The 17433-nt window shown below is 51.2% G+C and carries 12 protein-coding genes, 2 tRNA genes and 1 other RNA gene; 14 read left to right on the top strand and 1 reads right to left on the bottom strand.

Annotated elements, in window-relative coordinates; all coding sequences use genetic code 11:
- Nucleotides 1-33: 33 nt before the first annotated feature.
- From ftsH to tadA, 6 genes are all read left to right on the top strand, one after another.
- Nucleotides 34-1842, top strand: coding sequence for an ATP-dependent zinc metalloprotease FtsH (gene ftsH, locus DW085_RS12485; RefSeq protein ID WP_333489863.1), 1809 nt, complete (start codon nucleotides 34-36; stop codon nucleotides 1840-1842).
- Between the two features lie 588 nt (nucleotides 1843-2430).
- The gene (locus DW085_RS12480) at nucleotides 2431-4596 is read left to right on the top strand and encodes a glycoside hydrolase family 13 protein (RefSeq protein ID WP_118293771.1); all 2166 of its coding nucleotides are present in this window, start codon (nucleotides 2431-2433) and stop codon (nucleotides 4594-4596) included.
- 156 nt (nucleotides 4597-4752) lie between these two features.
- Nucleotides 4753-4834 (top strand) — tRNA-Tyr (locus DW085_RS12475).
- A gap of 33 nt (nucleotides 4835-4867) precedes the next feature.
- A tRNA-Leu gene (locus tag DW085_RS12470) sits at nucleotides 4868-4953 on the top strand.
- A 139-nt stretch (nucleotides 4954-5092) separates the two neighbouring features.
- Nucleotides 5093-6394: a hypothetical protein gene (locus DW085_RS12465; protein ID WP_347475080.1), complete on the top strand. Its 1302-nt coding sequence runs from the start codon at nucleotides 5093-5095 to the stop codon at nucleotides 6392-6394.
- 195 nt (nucleotides 6395-6589) lie between these two features.
- Nucleotides 6590-7078: a tRNA adenosine(34) deaminase TadA gene (tadA, locus tag DW085_RS12460; RefSeq protein WP_117796687.1), complete on the top strand. Its 489-nt coding sequence runs from the start codon at nucleotides 6590-6592 to the stop codon at nucleotides 7076-7078.
- A 55-nt stretch (nucleotides 7079-7133) separates the two neighbouring features.
- Here the strand turns inward: tadA and DW085_RS12455 are convergent, their stop codons facing one another.
- Nucleotides 7134-8159 (bottom strand): branched-chain amino acid aminotransferase, encoded by a 1026-nt coding sequence (locus DW085_RS12455; RefSeq protein ID WP_118492965.1) that lies wholly within the window; start codon nucleotides 8157-8159, stop codon nucleotides 7134-7136.
- A 272-nt stretch (nucleotides 8160-8431) separates the two neighbouring features.
- Here DW085_RS12455 and ffs point away from each other — a divergent pair.
- From ffs to DW085_RS12415, 8 genes are all read left to right on the top strand, one after another.
- An RNA gene (gene ffs, locus DW085_RS12450) (signal recognition particle sRNA large type) lies at nucleotides 8432-8694 on the top strand.
- 300 nt (nucleotides 8695-8994) lie between these two features.
- A complete protein-coding gene (locus tag DW085_RS12445; RefSeq protein WP_118473071.1) occupies nucleotides 8995-10074 on the top strand; it encodes an ATP-dependent 6-phosphofructokinase in 1080 nt (359 codons plus the stop codon).
- A gap of 17 nt (nucleotides 10075-10091) precedes the next feature.
- Nucleotides 10092-11711, top strand: a complete 1620-nt coding sequence (gene dnaX, locus DW085_RS12440; protein ID WP_118492964.1) for a DNA polymerase III subunit gamma/tau — start codon at nucleotides 10092-10094, stop codon at nucleotides 11709-11711.
- A 157-nt stretch (nucleotides 11712-11868) separates the two neighbouring features.
- Nucleotides 11869-12222 (top strand): YbaB/EbfC family nucleoid-associated protein, encoded by a 354-nt coding sequence (locus DW085_RS12435; protein ID WP_022359050.1) that lies wholly within the window; start codon nucleotides 11869-11871, stop codon nucleotides 12220-12222.
- Nucleotides 12223-12225: 3 nt separating this feature from the next.
- Nucleotides 12226-12825, top strand: coding sequence for a recombination mediator RecR (recR, locus tag DW085_RS12430; protein WP_022359051.1), 600 nt, complete (start codon nucleotides 12226-12228; stop codon nucleotides 12823-12825).
- A gap of 90 nt (nucleotides 12826-12915) precedes the next feature.
- On the top strand, nucleotides 12916-15162 hold the full coding sequence (locus tag DW085_RS12425) for a hypothetical protein (RefSeq protein ID WP_118492962.1): 2247 nt from the start codon (nucleotides 12916-12918) through the stop codon (nucleotides 15160-15162).
- Nucleotides 15163-15282: 120 nt separating this feature from the next.
- Entirely contained in the window at nucleotides 15283-16107 is an 825-nt protein-coding gene (locus tag DW085_RS12420; RefSeq protein ID WP_118492960.1) for a Cof-type HAD-IIB family hydrolase, read from the top strand.
- Complete coding sequence (locus tag DW085_RS12415) at nucleotides 16092-16826, top strand: CvpA family protein (RefSeq protein WP_107001682.1); 735 nt, start codon at nucleotides 16092-16094, stop codon at nucleotides 16824-16826. The genes DW085_RS12420 and DW085_RS12415 overlap by 16 nt, the downstream gene beginning before the upstream one ends.
- Nucleotides 16827-17433: the final 607 nt, after the last annotated feature.

Raw genomic sequence — 17433 nt, 5'->3', positions numbered from 1 at the left:
CAGTCGATGGGAGGCGTGGGGCTTCTGATCCTCATGCTGCTCGTTATCATGTTTTTCTCGTTGAAGGTCCCTGGAATGGCGACGGAGCGGGAATTAAGCTATCCGGAGTTCATGGTATATCTGGAAAATAAGACCGTAGAGAGCGCACAGATCCGCCCGAACCGCGAGGTGCCGACCGGTGAGGTTATTTTTGAGACAACCTCCGGCGACCGGGAGGAGTTCAATGTGCTGGATGTGAAGGAAGTAGAGATGGCGCTTCGCAAGGCGGGGGTTCCGTACACGACCACCAGCGTCCGCCAGGACAGCTATTTTATGACGGTGATCCTGCCGATCGCTTTGTCCGCAGGCGTCCTGATCTTCCTGTTTATGTTTATCAATTCCCGTTCCGGCGGCGGGGCAAATGCCAAGATGATGAATTTTGGACGCAGCCGTGCCCGGATGGTATCGACCAGCAAGGTCAACTTTACCAAAGTTGCCGGTCTGGAAGAGGAGAAAGAGGAACTGGAGGAGATCGTAGATTTCCTGAAAAATCCGCAGAAATACACCGGTGTCGGGGCGCGCATCCCGAAAGGCGTGATCCTAGTCGGACCTCCAGGAACCGGTAAAACCCTGCTTGCCAAAGCGGTGGCGGGTGAGGCAGGCGTTCCGTTCTTCTCGATTTCCGGTTCGGATTTTGTTGAAATGTTCGTCGGTGTCGGCGCATCCCGTGTCCGCGACTTGTTTGAGGAAGCCAAGAAAAATGCCCCGTGTATTGTCTTTATCGATGAGATCGATGCGGTTGCCAGACAGCGTGGTACCGGCATGGGCGGCGGTCACGACGAGCGAGAGCAGACGCTCAACCAGCTCCTGGTTGAGATGGATGGTTTCGGAGTCAATGAGGGCATCATCGTCATGGCGGCGACGAACCGCGTGGATATTCTCGACCCGGCGATTCTGCGGCCGGGCAGATTTGACCGAAAGGTGGCAGTCGGACGACCGGATGTCAAGGGTCGCGAGGAGATTCTCGGCGTCCATACGAAGGAAAAACCGCTGGGCGAGGATGTGGATTTACACCGCATCGCGCAGACAACCGCTGGATTTACCGGAGCCGATCTGGAAAACCTGATGAATGAGGCGGCGATCAATACCGCAAAAGAGGGACGTAAGTTCCTGACCCAGACGGATATTGAGAAAGCCTTTATTAAAGTGGGAATCGGTGCTGAGAAGCGCAGCAAGGTGATTTCCGAGAAAGATAAGAAGATTACCGCATACCATGAGGCGGGTCATGCGATTCTGTTCCATGTCCTCCCGGATGTGGGACCGGTTCATACCGTTTCGATCATTCCGACCGGCGTTGGTGCGGCAGGTTATACGATGCCGCTTCCGGAGCAGGATGAGCTTCATATGACGAAGGGCAGAATGCTTCAAAATATCATGGTTTCGTTGGGCGGACGAATCGCCGAGGAGATTATCTTTGACGACATCACGACCGGCGCTTCCCAGGATATCAAGCAGGCGACCTCGATGGCGCGCGCGATGGTAACCGAGTACGGTATGTCAGAGAAACTGGGCATGATCAACTACGGCGGCGACAACAACGAGGTCTTTATTGGCCGCGACCTGGCGCATACGAGAACCTACAGCGAGGAAGTGGCGAGCGAGATCGACAGCGAGGTAAAGCGCATCATCGATGAGTGCTACGCCAAGGCAAAACGGATCATTCTCGACCATGAAGATGTGCTTCATTCCTGCTGTGCCCTGCTGATGGAGAAAGAGAAGATCGGCCAGGCTGAGTTTGAAGCGCTGTTTCAGGATGGAGAAAAGCCGTCAGGGGAAGCTGAAACTCCGGTGACAGAAGCATAAAAAGTTGAAAGCATGAGACAGGTCTGGAAATAAGCCTGAAAAAAGGTGCCAGTCAGCTGCCAGAATGTGCGGGAGACATCCCGGACAGCCATCGGATAGATGGAAATGGCAGTGGCGGCACCTTCTTTTATGCAAATTTCAGGCGGATTTTGCTGGACATTTCTGGAAAGAGCGTTGATTTGCACAAAAAAGAAATCGAAATAAAACGATGTTTGTGCACACTTATTTCCGCTCCTATGCTATTATAATAGACGTAACCCCCCCCAATACATTATATAGTTTTTGCTACACCCCATAAAACGAAATACCTTCTCCTAAAAAGGTCAGCTACCCCGCTGACCTTTTTTATTTCATAGGAAATTACGTCCTATGAAACAAAAAACGCTCCGCGGGGATGCACACTCGCGCGAAGCAGAAACATGTCGCAAGCGACCGCGCGAGACGCCCGAATGTGCCAAGGCACATTCTTTTTTATTACCTAAAATTAGGGGCGTGAAAATAACTTGTGTAATTTGGGGAAATCCTGTAAAATATGGGCAGAAAATAACATGATTGTGAAAGCGGCGAAACCGCTGGAAAGGGAAACAGATGGAGCAGATCAATCGCGACGCGCTATTTTGCGACGAGACAGAGGATTACCGTTGTCCTTCGGAGGCAGATGCGGGTGAAGTCGTTACATTTTATTTCAGAACAGAGAAAAATGGAGCAGATGCGGTTGTACTGCTGGAATGTGACCCGGAGACCGGGGCGCTTTTGCAGGAGTGGCAGATGAAACGGCTTTCGTGGGAGTGCTGTGCTGGCAGCGTTGGGAACGGTGCAGATACAAATCGAGGCATAGATGGTAGCGGTATGGCTGACAAGTCAGACAGCCGTTTTGATTACTACAGCTGTGCGCTGACTCTGGGAACGAAAACATTTTCGTATGTATTTCAGGTAACCTGGGGCGAGAACGTCTGTCTTTACAACCGGATCGGGCTGACAGAGGATGCGGCGGCGCACCCGTTCCGCCTGATTCCGGGGTTTCATGTGCCGGAGTGGAGCAAGGGCGCGCTGATGTATCAGATCTATGTGGATCGGTTCTGCAACGGCGATCCTACAAACGATACGGAAACCAATGAATATATTTATCTGAAAAAGCCGGTCACCCGGGTAACGGACTGGAAGGAACCGATCAGTACACTCGATGTGGGACGGTTTTACGGCGGTGATCTGCAGGGTGTTTTAGATAAACTTGATTATTTAAAGAGTCTCAAGATAGAAGCAATCTACTTAAATCCGGTATTTGTATCACCGTCGAACCATAAGTATGACTGTCAGGACTACGACCATATCGATCCGCATTATGGAGTGATTCTGGAGGACGCAGACGGGCTGGTGTGCCCGGAAGATACGGACAATGACCGCGCACATAAATATATGACGCGGACGGCGGATGAGCAGAACCTGGAGGCGAGCGATGCCTTTTTTGCCCGCCTGATTGAGGAAGCGCACAAGCGGGGAATCCGGGTGCTGGTGGACGGTGTGTTCAACCATTGTGGTTCTTTCAATAAATGGCTGGATGCGGAACTTCTGTACCAGCACGCGGGCGGCTATCCGCAGGGGGCATATGTCTCGGAGGACAGCCCGTATCGCTATTTTTTCCAGTTTCACAATGAAAATGCCTGGCCGTTTAATGACAGCTACGACGGCTGGTGGGGACACGCGACGCTTCCGAAGCTCAATTACGAGGAATCGCCGGAATTGTACCAGTACATTCTGGGGATTGCGAAAAAATGGGTGTCGGCGCCGTTTGGAGCAGATGGCTGGCGGCTGGATGTGGCGGCAGATCTGGGGCGGAGCGCTTGGATGAACCATCAGTTCTGGCGTGATTTCCGCGCGGCAGTCAAGGAGGCAAATCCGGAGGCGGTCATGATCGCGGAACATTATGGCAGCCCGTATGACTGGCTGAAGGGCGATCAGTGGGATACGGTCATGAATTATGATGCGTTTATGGAGCCGCTGTCATGGTTTCTGACCGGGATGGAGAAGCACAGTGACGAAGAAAATCCGGCGCTGTTTGGGGATGGATGCGCCTTTTTTGAGGCGATGCGCTACCATATGAGTGAAATGCCGACGGCTTCCGTGCAGTGTGCGATGAACGAGCTGTCCAACCACGATCACTCCCGCTTTATGACGCGGACAAACCGCCGGGTGGGCCGTCTTGCGTCGGCAGGTGCAAAAGCAGCGGAGGAAGGCATCAGCTATGGCATTTTCCGCCAGGGTGTTGTCATGCAGATGACCTGGCCGGGCGCACCGACGATCTATTACGGTGACGAAGCGGGTGTCTGTGGATGGACCGATCCGGACAGCCGCCGGACGTACCCGTGGGGCGGGGAAAACCTGGAGCTGATCGAGTTCCACCGCTACATGAGCGGCATCCGGAAACGCTGTCCGGCATTTAGAAATGGTTCCCTGAAAGCGCTGGCGGCGGGAGATGGCTATATTGCCTATGGACGTTTTCAGGGTGCTCAGAGAGCTGGCGGCGCGTGCTGCGGAGTAACGGTGGTCAATACAGGTGATGACTGGCTGACGCTCAAGATTCCGGTCTGGCAGATCGGGGCGCGCGACGGGGCGGTCCTGCGCCGGGAAATGATGACCTATGAGGACGGTTACAACGCCGGACAGGTTGAACATGAGGTAAAGGACGGCTATATCGAGGTGAAAATCCCACCGGTCGGAAGTATCGTTTTGACGGGAAATGATACGGCATTGTAGGAAATGCGGCTTCGACAAGATATATGATTTCTGGCAGTTGAGCGAGAAGAATCAAAAGCAGGAAAAAATGGAAATAAAAATATTAAATAAAATATATAAAAACACTTGCTTTTTTGAGACAGCCATGTTATAATCTTCAACTGTCAGAGCAATTTTGGATGGGTTCCCGAGTGGCCAAAGGGGGCAGACTGTAAATCTGTTGCGTCTCGCTTCGGTGGTTCGAATCCACCTCCATCCATTTGGCTTTGTGCCAGTCATGAGTAATCATGATGCCGGCGTGGCGGAACTGGCAGACGCACAGGACTTAAAATCCTGCGAGGGTTAAACTTCGTACCGGTTCGATTCCGGTCGCCGGCAGTATCGGGAACAGTTTTTAACTGTTCCCGATTTTGCGTTATACGGACGTATTTGCAGCGTTGGTTTATATCAGGATATAGAAATCCTGTCATAAACCGGCGCTTCTTTTGCATATAATACAAAGCAAAGGAGTGAAAACATGTCTGCATATCATCGGTTAATATCATATATCTATGCATACGAGGGCGGAATCAAAGGGAAAAATACGGGATTTGCGAAATTGGAGACACGGGGAACTTCCTGCCGGATTCAGGTCAGCGTCCGCCGTGTCTTTGCGGGCGGCAGCCCGATCGGCGTATACCTTCTGGCAGGGCAGGAGGAGATCCGTATCGGCACCCTGTTTGTCCGTGGCGGAAATGGGGAGTTCCGTGCCGTCGTCAATTGTGAAAATATTGAAGGAAGCGGCTGCAATATGGAAGAGTGCTGTGGTCTGACTCTTCATGAGACGGACAGCGCATGGCGTGCCTATACGACGATCTGGGAAGATGCCGTCGCGCATGCGGCAGAGGTTGAGCTGGCGGATGTGACTGCTGAGAAAGTGCGGGAGCAGGAAGCAGAGAAGGAAGAGGCAACGCGGAAACAGACAGAGAGGGCGCAGGAGGCAGAGGGCCAGAATGCGGAAGAGGTTCCAGATATCTCAGAAACATCCGATCATCAAGAGGCAGAAATTGTTCAGGAAGCGCAAACGGAAACACCGCAAGAAAGTTCTCAGGAATCCACTCAGGAAGCGCAAACGGAAACACCGCAGGAAAGTTTTCAGGAATCCAATCAGGAAGTGCAAACGGAGACACCGCAAGAAAGTTTTCAGGAATCCACTCAGGAAGTGCAAACGGAAACACCGCAAGAAAGTTTTCAGGAATCCACTCAAGAAGTGCAAACGGAGACACCGAAGGAAAGTTTTCAGGAATCCTATCAGGAAGCACAGACAGAAGCACGGCGGAAAGATTCTCAAGAATCCACCCGGGAAGTCCGGAAAGAGGCGCTTCCAGATTCTCCACCAGACCATCAAGAAGCATTTCAGCCAGGCTCTCAAAATCAAAAACAACCGCAACCAGATTCATCCAAGGAATTTCCGAAAGAAGATCCCGCCGAGTCCCTCTGGAACCGTCTGCGTGCTGCCTATCCCAAAGTAACCGCCTTCGAATGCGCCGACGGCTGCGAGATTCTGGTAATCAAACCGCAGGATATCGGGCTTCTGCCGCGGGAAAACTGGGTGTATGGAAATAACAGCTTTCTTCTGCACGGTTACTACAACTACCGATATCTGATTCTGGCGAGACTGGGGAAACCCGGCGAACGGGGGCGCTACATTCTGGCGTGCCGGGACATTATGGAAACAATGAAAAATATATGGCGGCGATGTTCGGCTTTGACCGCTTTGTCCGTTCCACCCGCCAGCCGCCGCGCGACAGCCGGTTCGGGTATTGGTATACGGATTTGAATTTTACATAAAAGCCGGTCGATCCTTTTAGAGAACTCTTGACAAAGGATAGCTTTTCTGGGTAGGATGGACACGGGTCAAATGTTTTCAGGTGTTTGGTTGGCAGCGGAGCAAACTTGCCAGGAAACTGGGATAAGGATGTCTGTTGTTGGAAGCGGATGAATTTGAACGGAGGAAAAAACAGTGGCAGCAAAATTGACACGGGAAGAGAAATATATGAAAGCGGCGATCCGCGAGGCGAAGAAAGCCTGGGCGCTCGGAGAAGTGCCGATCGGCTGCGTGATCGTGTATGAGGACAAAATCATCGGCAGGGGTTACAACCGCCGGATGGTCGATCATAGCGCGCTGGCACATGCGGAGATTGCGGCAATCAAAAAAGCGTGCAAGCGCATGGGCGACTGGCGCCTGGAAGAATGCGAGCTGTACGTGACGCTGGAACCGTGCCCGATGTGTGCAGGGGCGATCGTGCAGGCGCGGATTCCAAAAGTTTACATCGGTTCCATGAACCCGAAAGCCGGTTGCGCCGGTTCGGTACTGAATCTTCTGGATGAAAAAGGATTCAATCATCAGGTGGAGACAGAAGAAGGACTTTTGGGCGAGGAATGTTCGATGATGTTGAAAGAATTTTTCAAAGAATTGCGTGAAAAGAGAAAAAAGAAGAAAGAAGAAAAAGCTGGTGAATGATTTCCACCAGCTTTTTGCATTCCATATTTCCCCTTCAAACCGAAAAATACAGTCCTTATTTGATTACGTGGATCCAGCCCTCCGGAGCTTTGATGTGACCCATCTGGATGCCGGTCAGTGTCTCGTAGAGTTTCTGGGTAACCGGACCCATCTTCTCCATACCTGCCGGGAAGCAGATTTCCTTGCCGTGGTCAACGATCTTGCCAACCGGGGAGATAACAGCTGCGGTACCGCACAGGCCGCACTCTGCGAAATCCTTTACCTCGTCTAAGTATATTTCACGCTCTTCGGTCTCCATGCCGAGGTAATCTCTTGCAACCTGCAGGATAGAACGGCGTGTGATAGACGGAAGGATGCTGTTGGACTTCGGAGTTACCAGCTTGCCGTCTTTGGTGATAAAGATAACGTTTGCGCCGCCGGTCTCCTCGATCTTGGTACGTGTCTGCGGATCCAGGTAGATGTTCTCATCGAAACCGTTCTTATGAGCATCGACGATCGCATGCAGGCTCATCGCATAGTTTAATCCGGCTTTGATGTGACCGGTTCCGTGAGGTGCTGCACGGTCGAAATCGCTGACGCGGATGGTGATCGGTTTAGCGCCGCCCTTGAAGTACGGGCCAACCGGTGTACAGAATACACGGAACTGATAGATGTTTGCCGGTTTAACGCCGATAATGGAATCATAACCGAACATATACGGGCGGATGTACAGGGTTGCACCGGAACCATACGGCGGTACGAATGCTGCGTTGGCTTCTACTACTTTTGTGATGGCGTCTACGAAGCGCTCCTTCGGGAATGGCGGCATTTCAAGACCTTTTGCGGAATTCTCCATACGCTCGCCGTTTAAGTCAGGACGGAACGTAACGATATGGCCGTCCTCGGTCGTATACGCTTTCAGACCCTCGAAGCAAGTCTGTGCATACTGCAGAACACAGGCACATTCATTCAAGGTAATATTCGGGTCGGAGGTAAGGGCGCCTTCGTCCCAGGAACCATTCTGGTACATGGAAACATAGCGGTAATCCGTTGGCATATAGCCGAAACCGATGTTGCTCCAGTCGATATTTTTCTTTTCCATAATCGTTGCTCCAATCTTACAGAATTTTATGATTTAGTAACTGTTTGACTTTTTGCAGTCGCTAGATTTATACCTATTATAATAATTTCTTTCTTCTGTTGCAAGATTCTGGGATAAAAAATGATAAAAAAACAATAAAATGTATTCTTGTGTATTTTTATACAATGCTTGTTAGTCAAGCTCCGGCTTGACAAAACGGCGGCTGCCATGTATACTAAACAGGCTGACGGTCTGCAGGTCATTCCGTCATATAAGATCAAGTCATAAAGTTTCCGCACAGCCGGGGAGTTAGCGGTGCCCTGTACCTGCAATCCGCTATAGCAGGGGTGTTGTCCGACCGAGGGCGTTTTTACTGTGGGGCTGCCCCTGAAAAGTGGCGTTGAAGTCTGGGTCTTGCGCAACAGAAATCTGTGAACCGTGTCAGGGCAGGAATGCAGCAGCACTAAGCAGAAGCTTCTGTGTGCCGCAAGGCAGCCTGGACCGAGTTAACTGTCAGGGTAACGTCCATGGCATACGTTCGAAGCCGGGCGTGCGGATTTTTTTATAAGAAAATAGATGCAGAAACCAGCATTTTTGCAGGTGTGTGAATATAGCCGGGATATGTGGAATTTGATTTGCCAAGGGGTAGGAATACCGTGCCGGAGCAGATTAAAAGCGCGTATCCCGGTATTTTTATGTCTATGATATTTGTAAGGAATTTTTTCTTGCCCGCGGGATATGATTGTATTATAATTACAAAATGGGTGTAGTTTATCCTGATATGGGGGTTGTTGGAAACTTAGAATAAGGGTAACTGTGAAGGTACTGGACGGTTATGAAGAAAGGGAAAGCGCTCATGAGAAGAATCGGTATGTTAACCAGCGGCGGCGACTGCCAGAGCTTAAATGCGACGATGCGAGGCGTGGCAAAATCGCTGTACAAAATGTTTGATGACATAGAGATAGTTGGATTTGAAGACGGCTATAAAGGTCTTATGTATGCAGACTACCGGATTATGAAACAGTCGGATTTTTCCGGGATTCTGACACGCGGAGGTACGATTCTGGGAACTTCCAGACAGCCTTTCAAGCTGATGCGGATGCCGGACGAGAACGGTCTGGATAAAGTGGAAGCGATGAAACACACCTATTACAAGCTGAAACTGGAATGCCTCGTCATTTTAGGTGGCAACGGCAGCCAGAAGACGGCAAATCTGCTGCGGGAGGAAGGACTCAATATCGTTTCTCTTCCGAAGACCATAGACAACGATCTCTGGGGCAGCGATCTTACGTTTGGATTCCATAGTGCGGTTGATGTAGCGACCAATGCCATCGACTGTATTCATACGACGGCGGCGTCTCATGGCAGAGTCTTCATCGTGGAGATCATGGGCCACAAGGTGGGATGGCTGGCGCTCTATGCAGGCATCGCGGGCGGAGCTGACATCATTCTCCTGCCGGAGATCCCGTATGATATTGATGTGGTGGTAAATGCGATCCGCAGCCGTACTAAAAATGGCAAGAATTTCACGATTCTGGCGGTCGCAGAGGGCGCGATTTCCAAGGAAAATGCAGCCCTGACCAAGAAAGAATTAAAAGAAAAGAAGAAAAATGGACCGGTTTATCCGTCGGTCGCTTACGAGCTGGGCGCCCAGATTTCCGAGCGGACGGGGCAGGAGATCCGTGTGACGGTTCCGGGGCATATGCAGCGCGGAGGCGAGCCATGTCCGTATGACCGCGTGATTGCGACGCGCCTCGGTGCGGAGGCAGCAGAGATGATCCGCCGCAAAGAATACGGCTATATGGTCGCTTTAAACAACAATAAGATTGAAAAAATTCCGCTCGCGGACATTGCCGGTAAATTAAAGATGGTCGATCCGAAGAGCGATATTATCCGGGAAGCTAAGGATGTAGGCATCAGCTTCGGCGACGAATAGTAAGGAAGTAGTAGTTTATGTCATATACAGCACTGTACAGAAAATGGCGTCCGACGTCCTTTGAAGAGGTCCGGGGTCAGGACCATATCGTAAAGACCCTGAAAAATCAGATCAACTCCGGGCGGATCGGGCACGCGTACCTCTTCTGCGGGACGCGCGGAACCGGTAAGACGAGTATTGCCAAGATCTTTGCACGGGCAGTCAACTGTGAACATCCGGTGGACGGCAGCCCCTGCGGCGAGTGCAGTATGTGCCGCCAGATTGCGGAAGGAGCTTCCCTCAATGTGGTGGAGATCGATGCGGCATCCAACAATGGTGTGGAAAATATCCGCGATATCCGGGAGCAGGTGCAGTACCCGCCGACGGATGGGCGCTACCGCGTCTACATCATTGACGAGGTTCATATGCTTTCGATCGGCGCGTTCAATGCGCTCTTAAAGACGCTGGAAGAACCGCCGTCCTACGTTATATTTATCTTGGCGACGACGGAGGTCCACAAGATCCCGATCACGATCCTGTCCCGGTGCCAGAGATATGATTTCAAGCGGATCTCGATCGATACCATCGCGGGACGGCTGGCGGAGCTGACGCAGGCGGAGCAGATCGATGTAGATGACCGGGCACTTAGGTATGTGGCACGTGCGGCGGATGGCTCGATGCGAGATGCGTTAAGCCTTCTCGATCAGTGCGTGGCGTTCCATTTCGGGGAAAAGCTGACGTATGACAATGTGCTCGAGGTGTTGGGCGCGGTCGATAACCGCGTGTTCAGCAAGCTGTTTCAAGCGGTGCTTGCAAGTGATACGAAGGCGTGCATCCGTGAGATTGAGGAAATGATCATCCAGGGGCGCGATCTTTCGCAGCTTGTCAACGATTTCGTCTGGTATATGCGAAATCTCCTGATTGCCAAGACGACCGACGAACCGGGCGATATGCTCGATATGTCGGAGGAAAATCTGGCAATTTTAAAGGAAGAGGCGACAGGCGTTGATACGGAAACGCTGATGCGTTACATCCGTATTTTCTCGGAGCTTTCCGGGCAGCTGCGCTACGCGTCGCAGAAGCGGATTCTGGTGGAGATTGCCTTTATCAAGCTGACGACGCCGTCGATGGAACAGAATCTTGATTCCATTTTACAGCGGATTACGCTATTAGAGCAGAAAATGCAGGAAATGCCGGACAATCTACAGAAACTGGCGTCCCTTGCACCGGCAGCGGGGCAGGCGGCATCCTCCAAAACGGCTGTGGTGGAAACGCCGCCTGAGCCGAAGAAGGTATCCCTTCCACCGGCACAGTACGAAGATCTGATGCTGATGCGGAAAGAATGGGGACGGATTGCGTCCCTGAGCCAGCTTGTGGGTTCGATTAGACTCAGTCTTCCCAAGACAAGTGTAGAACCGGCGGGCGAAGGCTGCCTTTGCATTGTGTGTACAGATGAAAATACGTTTGGAATTATCAATCGGGAGCCTGAGCTTAAGAATTTGCAGGAAGTAGTGCAAGAAAAATACAAAAAGACTCTGCAATTTAAAGTCCGTTTAGAATCATCTGCTGTGCCGCAAAGAACGGTTTATGTCAGTGATGAGGATTTAAAGAACGCAATCCATACCGATGTGATTGTCGAAGAGGATGATTCCGTGTAGTGGAGCTTGCCAAAGATGAGCCTTGTTTTGTAATGCAAGAAGCTGTGATTAAATGCAGATAAATGATATTAGTGGGTTTATATGATATATAGAACCGGCTGCAATCGGCAGCCAGTCTGAATATAAATAAAAAGAAGTGAAAGAGAGGAATGACACCATGGCAAAACGTGGCGGTTTCCCAGGCGGTATGCCGGGCAATATGAACAATTTAATGAAGCAGGCGCAGAGAATGCAGCGCCAGATGGAAGAGAAGCAGAAAGAGCTGGAGGAGAAGCAGTACAGCGCATCCGCAGGCGGCGGCGCTGTAACCGTAACCGTATCAGGTAAAAAAGAGGTTCTTTCCGTGAAATTGTCTGAGGAAGTAGTGGATCCGGATGATATCGAGATGTTAGAGGATCTGATCGTGGCGGCGACCAACGAGGCATTCCGTCAGGCGGAAGAGGACAGCAGCCAGATGATGTCCCAGTTGACCGGTGGCCTTGGCGGTCTGGGAGGCGGATTCCCGTTTTAAGCGATGGATTATTACAGCAGTCAGATTAGCAAGCTAATCGAAGAATTGTCAAAACTTCCCGGAATCGGAAGTAAATCGGCGCAGCGTCTTGCATTTCATATTATCAATATGCCGGAAGAACAGGTCAGGCACTTGTCCGGCGCGATTCTGGAAGCCAAGCAGAATGTGCGTTACTGCAAGGAGTGCTGCACATTGACTGATAAGGAACTGTGCCCGATCTGCAGCAGCGACCGGCGAGATCATGAGACGATCATGGTGGTGGAAAATACGCGCGATCTGGCGGCATATGAAAAGACAGGAAAATACAACGGGGTCTATCATGTGCTGCATGGGGCGATCTCCCCGATGCTGGGGATCGGGCCGGGCGACATCCGGCTCAAGGAGCTGATGACTCGCCTGCAGAAAGAGGAGGTTCGTGAGGTCATTATCGCAACCAACTCAAGCCTGGAGGGCGAGACGACCGCGATGTATTTGAGCAAGCTGATTAAGCCGACAGGGATCCGGGTGACGCGAATCGCCAGCGGCGTTCCGGTCGGGGGCGACTTGGAATATATTGATGAGGTAACGCTTCTGCGCGCGCTGGATGGGCGTACAGAGCTGTAGCCGGTGAGCAAATAAAACGTTACTGGGCACGTATGCGTGAACAGTAACAATAAAACTTCTGCCGCGGCAGGAAGTTAGGAGATGCATAAGATGGATAAATACGAGTTTAACATCAAGGTAGAGCAGATTAAGAAACTGGTTAACAAGGGAGATTTCGAGACGGCGATGAAGATCGCCGATACCATCGACTGGCGTCGTGTACGCAGCACCAGCCTGCTTACGATGATTTCCCAGATTTATGAGAAAAATGCAGAGTATCAGGATGCCAAGGATATTTTATTGCTGGCATATGAGAGAGCGCCGCTTGGAAAGGGGCTTTTATATAAGCTGACCGACCTTGCACTGCGTGAAAATAATATTCAGGAGGCAGAGGCATATTACCGGGAGTTCTGTGAGCTGTCCGGCGATGACCCGCGCCAGTACCTGCTTCGTTTCCTGATTCTGGAGGCGAAGGATGCGCCGTTAGAGCAGCAGATCAATTCTCTGGAGAGATATTGTCAGGAAGAGCTGGATGAGAAATGGCTGTACCACCTGGCAGAGCTTTATCATCAGGCGAACCAGGCGGACGACTGTGTGCGGATCTGCGACAAGATCATGCTGATGTTCGGTCTTGGCAAATATGTGGACAAGGCAATGGAACTGAAACTTCAGTATGCGCCGCTGACGAAATATCAGATGGATCTGGTGGAAAACCGCGAGAAGTACGAAGAGAAGCTGCGTGCGGTGGAAGAAGAGTACAAGAACGGTACATACCGCAAGCCAGAGCCGGAAGGAGAGTATCTGGATACGGATGAGCCGGAGGCAGAGCTGGACGACGAACCGGAGAACGAACCGGAGGGACAGCCGGAGCAGGCAGAGCCAGAAGAGAAGGCTGGAAAACCGAAAGCTGAGACAAAACCGGCGGACGAGAAAGTAGAAAAGGCTGCGCTGGACGAGGATGTAGTAGCAAGCCTTCATGAAGCACAGGCGGAAGAAGCGCTGGCAAAAGAAGTGTCCAAGATCAAGCCTTACGATGAGGAAGAGGGCGCATCCGAAGGGGAGACACGTGTTTTCAGGAATCTCCGCGACCTAGAGCCGGCAGAGGCAGAGGAAAAGAGCGAGGAAGCTCCGATTCATGAATTTGAAGAGGAAGAGGAAACCATAGTGGAAGACTGGGATTTCGAACCGGAAGAGGAAGAAGAGGAGATCAAGGAATCAAATCATCTGATGATCGAGGCGGAAGATCCAGCAGCCGGTCTTGCGATGGCACTTGATTCCCTGAAAAAGATTCACCGCGAGCTGGGAACCAAGCATCCGGTTGCCAAGATCAGCGGTGCAAACCTTTCCCATCGCGGCATCGCATCGGTGGCGGAGCGCCTGGCAGGCAAGGATCTGGTGGTCGAGCATGCAGCCGATCTGGACGATTTGACGGTGGAAGAGCTGGAAGAACTGATGACACAGGATGAAACCGGCATGGTCGTTGTTCTGATTGATACGCAGGCACGTTTAGAGCAGATGCACCGCGCATATCCGGCATTAGCAGAGCGTTTCCAGTATATCGGCTGTGAAAACCAGAAAGACGATGCAGCGAAGCTGGCACAGGCGCGCGAGGAAGAGCTGAAACGCCAGCAGGCGCAGCAGGAAGCAGAAGCAGCCAGAAAACGCCAGGCAGAGCGTGAAGCGGAGATCCGCCGTCAGGCAGAAAAAGAGGCAGAGGAAAAACGTAGACAGCAGGAAGCAGCAGCCCGCCGTGAGGAAGAAGAGCGCGCCAAGGCAGAAGCACAGGCGCTGGCAGCCAAAGAGGCAGAAGAAGCGCGTAAAGCGGAGGAAGATCGCCGTCTGGCAGAGCGGCAGAGAGAAGAACTGCGCCGTCAGGAAGAGGCAAGACGCGATGACGAGCCGGAGTATGAAGACGAAGAAGATCACTACGAGAAGGACGAGTATGAGCCGGAGGATGATTATGCGCGTGGCGGCTATCGTGATGATTATAAGGACGATTACAAAGACAGCTATAAAGACGAACGCGAGGACGACGAGTATTCCAATTATCCAGAGGATGAGTCGGAAGAGAAACCGTCCAAAAAGTCCGGCGATATGGATGTTGAGGAGTTTGTTCAGTATGCCTGCAAATATGCATCGGAGATCGACTGCAGTATTTCGGGAAAGAGCATGCTGGCTCTGTACGAGCGCGCTGAGATGATGGAGGAGGACGGAGAACCGCTTACCAAGACAAGTGCCGAAGATTTGATCGAGGAAGCTGCAGATAAGGCGGAGAAGAAATCCTTCAGCGGACTGTTCTCATCGAAATATGATAAGGATGGACTTCTGATTCTGAAAGAGAAACATTTCTTTGATTAATTAAAACAATTCGAGAAATTTTAAAATTAAAACTAATTAGTAAAAGAGAGCGCTGCGGGGGAATGCTTCCCGGCAGCGTTTTCTGGTAGTGGACAGTAAAAAGAGATACGGGAGAGAAAGATGGGAACACGGTTAATAGCCCTCGATTTAGATGGGACACTGTTAAATGAAAAAATGCACGTGTCGGAAAAAACAAGACAGGTGATGGAACTGTGCGCGCAGCGGGGAATTGAGATTGTCCCGGCGACCGGGCGCGCGCTCCCGGAAGTGCCAGAGGAGGTTTTGAGCCTGCCGGGCGTCCACTATGGCATATTTACAAATGGGGCGGTCGTCCGGGATTTCGGGAAAAATACCTGGGTGTCGGAAAGCTGCCTGAGCTGGGAAGAGACGATCCGGGTGATTGAGGTGCTGCGCCGGCATCCGGTTATTTACGATATGTATGTATCGGAGGGCGGCGTCAGCGAGACGCGATTGCTGGCACAGCTGGAAGAATACGGGATACCGGAACGTGAATGCGCCTATATCCGGGCGACGCGCCGGGCAGTTACTGACATGGTGGAGTATCTGCGGGAGAAAAAATGCCCGGTGCAGAAGATGAATTTAAATTTTAAGGACCGGGAGAGCAAGCAGGCAGTCCGGGCAAAGCTGGAAGCGATGCCGGAGGTTCTGGTGACCTCCTCGCTTCCGTGGAATCTGGAACTCAACGCGGCGGGCATCACAAAGGGAAGCGGGCTGCGGAATCTCTGTCAGTATCTGGGAATTGAAGCGGAGGAGACGATGGCATTTGGAGACGGCGAAAACGACTGGCCCATGCTGGAGGCAGCAGGAATCGGCGTGGCGATGGAAAATGGCGCCCCATTTTTAAAGGAACGCGCAGACCGGATTGCCGCTTCGAACCGGGAAGAGGGCGTAGCGGAGGCGATCAGACAATGGGTGCTTATATAAAAGAAAACTGGCTGTTCGTGGTGGTGGCAGTCTATCTGGTTTCCATGGTACTGTACGGGCATTACCGCGGATTTGTCCGCCTGGCAGTCTCGGCCGTTTCCCTGGTGCTGTCGCTGGGGGTGGTTCATTTTGGTGCGCCGTCTGTCGCGAATCTGCTTCGCAGCAATGAGGTGGTCTATCAGGCGGTGGAGGACAGCGTGACGAAATTTATCCAAAAGGACGATGAGGCGGAAAATGAGGCAGCTGACGCGGCGCCGCCATCCGTACAGCGCAGTATTATTGAAGAAATGGAGCTTCCGGAACAGTTAAAGGATGCGCTTCTGGAGAATAATAACAGCGAAGTTTACGAGGCGCTGGGTGTAAGCAGCTTTACCCACTACGTCAGCCGTTATCTGGCAAACAGCCTGATCAATATTATAAGTTTTTTTCTGCTGTTTGCAGCCGTGTTCGGCGGACTGCGTGTTCTGTCCGTATCGCTCAATGTGGTCTCCCGGCTGCCGATCATATCGGGGCTGAACCGTCTGGCAGGTGCCGTGCTGGGGGGTGCGGAAGGGATCTTTTTCGTCTGGATTGCAGCACTGCTTATTACACTGTTCTCGGCAACGGCGATTGGTGAACTTTTCCTGAACCAGATAGAAAGCAATATCTGGCTGACCTGGCTGTATGACCACAATATGCTTGGAAGCATCCTGATGGGTGTTGTGAAACGGATTATTTAAAAGCGTATAGAGAAAAACTGTGATATTGAAAAACGGCACACCGCATTCTCGCTACTTAGTGATGAGTTAGGTGTGCCAAATTTTTTATTTCAGTCGAGAAGACTCCCACCTCTTTAGGTGGCGAGTAATAGCAAATTTGTCTCAGTGGGAGTTGGGGCTCCGACTGAGATAAACGCTCCGCGAGGATGCGCAATGATTCTGTATGGAATATGTCAGCGAAAAAACAAGTGAAAAGCCCTTGACAAGTTAATGCTGAAATGGTAAACTCTAACTCTAACGTGTTTTGACGTTGGTCTGCATATGCAGGGAAAATCGAATATCACAGGTTTTCTTATTTGCGAAAATGTTTTGAAAATTAAGAAAAAATAGTTGACAACGACAACTGCCTATGATATGATATTCAAGCTGTTGAGCGAAAGCTCAGTTGCGAAAAATAAAATAAAAAAGTTGTTGACAAAGATAACCGCTTGTGGTAATATAAATGAGCTGTCAATGAGACAACAACAAAGAACCTTGAAAACTGAACAGTATGTAAAACCCTGAAAATTCTAAGAACAAAGGCTTTTGGTTAAGCCTTGAAGTTCAAGAGAACATTCAGAACAAAACC

This window comes from Clostridium sp. AF50-3, assembly GCF_003477445.1.
Lineage (GTDB): Bacteria > Bacillota > Clostridia > Lachnospirales > Lachnospiraceae > Otoolea > Otoolea fessa.
Note: the sequence above shows the minus strand (reverse complement) of the source record. Positions and strands in the feature narration are given on the sequence as shown.

What these genes read in the sequence shown, in the direction of transcription:
- DW085_RS12455 (WP_118492965.1), bottom strand. Translation starts at nt 8,159, where the DNA reads ATGGAAAAGAAAAATATCGACTGGAGCAACATCGGTTTCGGCTATATG.
- DW085_RS12420 (WP_118492960.1), top strand. Translation starts at nt 15,283, where the DNA reads ATGGGAACACGGTTAATAGCCCTCGATTTAGATGGGACACTGTTAAAT.
- recR (WP_022359051.1), top strand. Translation starts at nt 12,226, where the DNA reads ATGGATTATTACAGCAGTCAGATTAGCAAGCTAATCGAAGAATTGTCA.
- ftsH (WP_333489863.1), top strand. Translation starts at nt 34, where the DNA reads ATGCTGCTCGTTATCATGTTTTTCTCGTTGAAGGTCCCTGGAATGGCG.
- DW085_RS12480 (WP_118293771.1), top strand. Translation starts at nt 2,431, where the DNA reads ATGGAGCAGATCAATCGCGACGCGCTATTTTGCGACGAGACAGAGGAT.
- DW085_RS12435 (WP_022359050.1), top strand. Translation starts at nt 11,869, where the DNA reads ATGGCAAAACGTGGCGGTTTCCCAGGCGGTATGCCGGGCAATATGAAC.
- DW085_RS12445 (WP_118473071.1), top strand. Translation starts at nt 8,995, where the DNA reads ATGAGAAGAATCGGTATGTTAACCAGCGGCGGCGACTGCCAGAGCTTA.
- dnaX (WP_118492964.1), top strand. Translation starts at nt 10,092, where the DNA reads ATGTCATATACAGCACTGTACAGAAAATGGCGTCCGACGTCCTTTGAA.
- DW085_RS12415 (WP_107001682.1), top strand. Translation starts at nt 16,092, where the DNA reads ATGGGTGCTTATATAAAAGAAAACTGGCTGTTCGTGGTGGTGGCAGTC.
- DW085_RS12465 (WP_347475080.1), top strand. Translation starts at nt 5,093, where the DNA reads ATGTCTGCATATCATCGGTTAATATCATATATCTATGCATACGAGGGC.
- DW085_RS12425 (WP_118492962.1), top strand. Translation starts at nt 12,916, where the DNA reads ATGGATAAATACGAGTTTAACATCAAGGTAGAGCAGATTAAGAAACTG.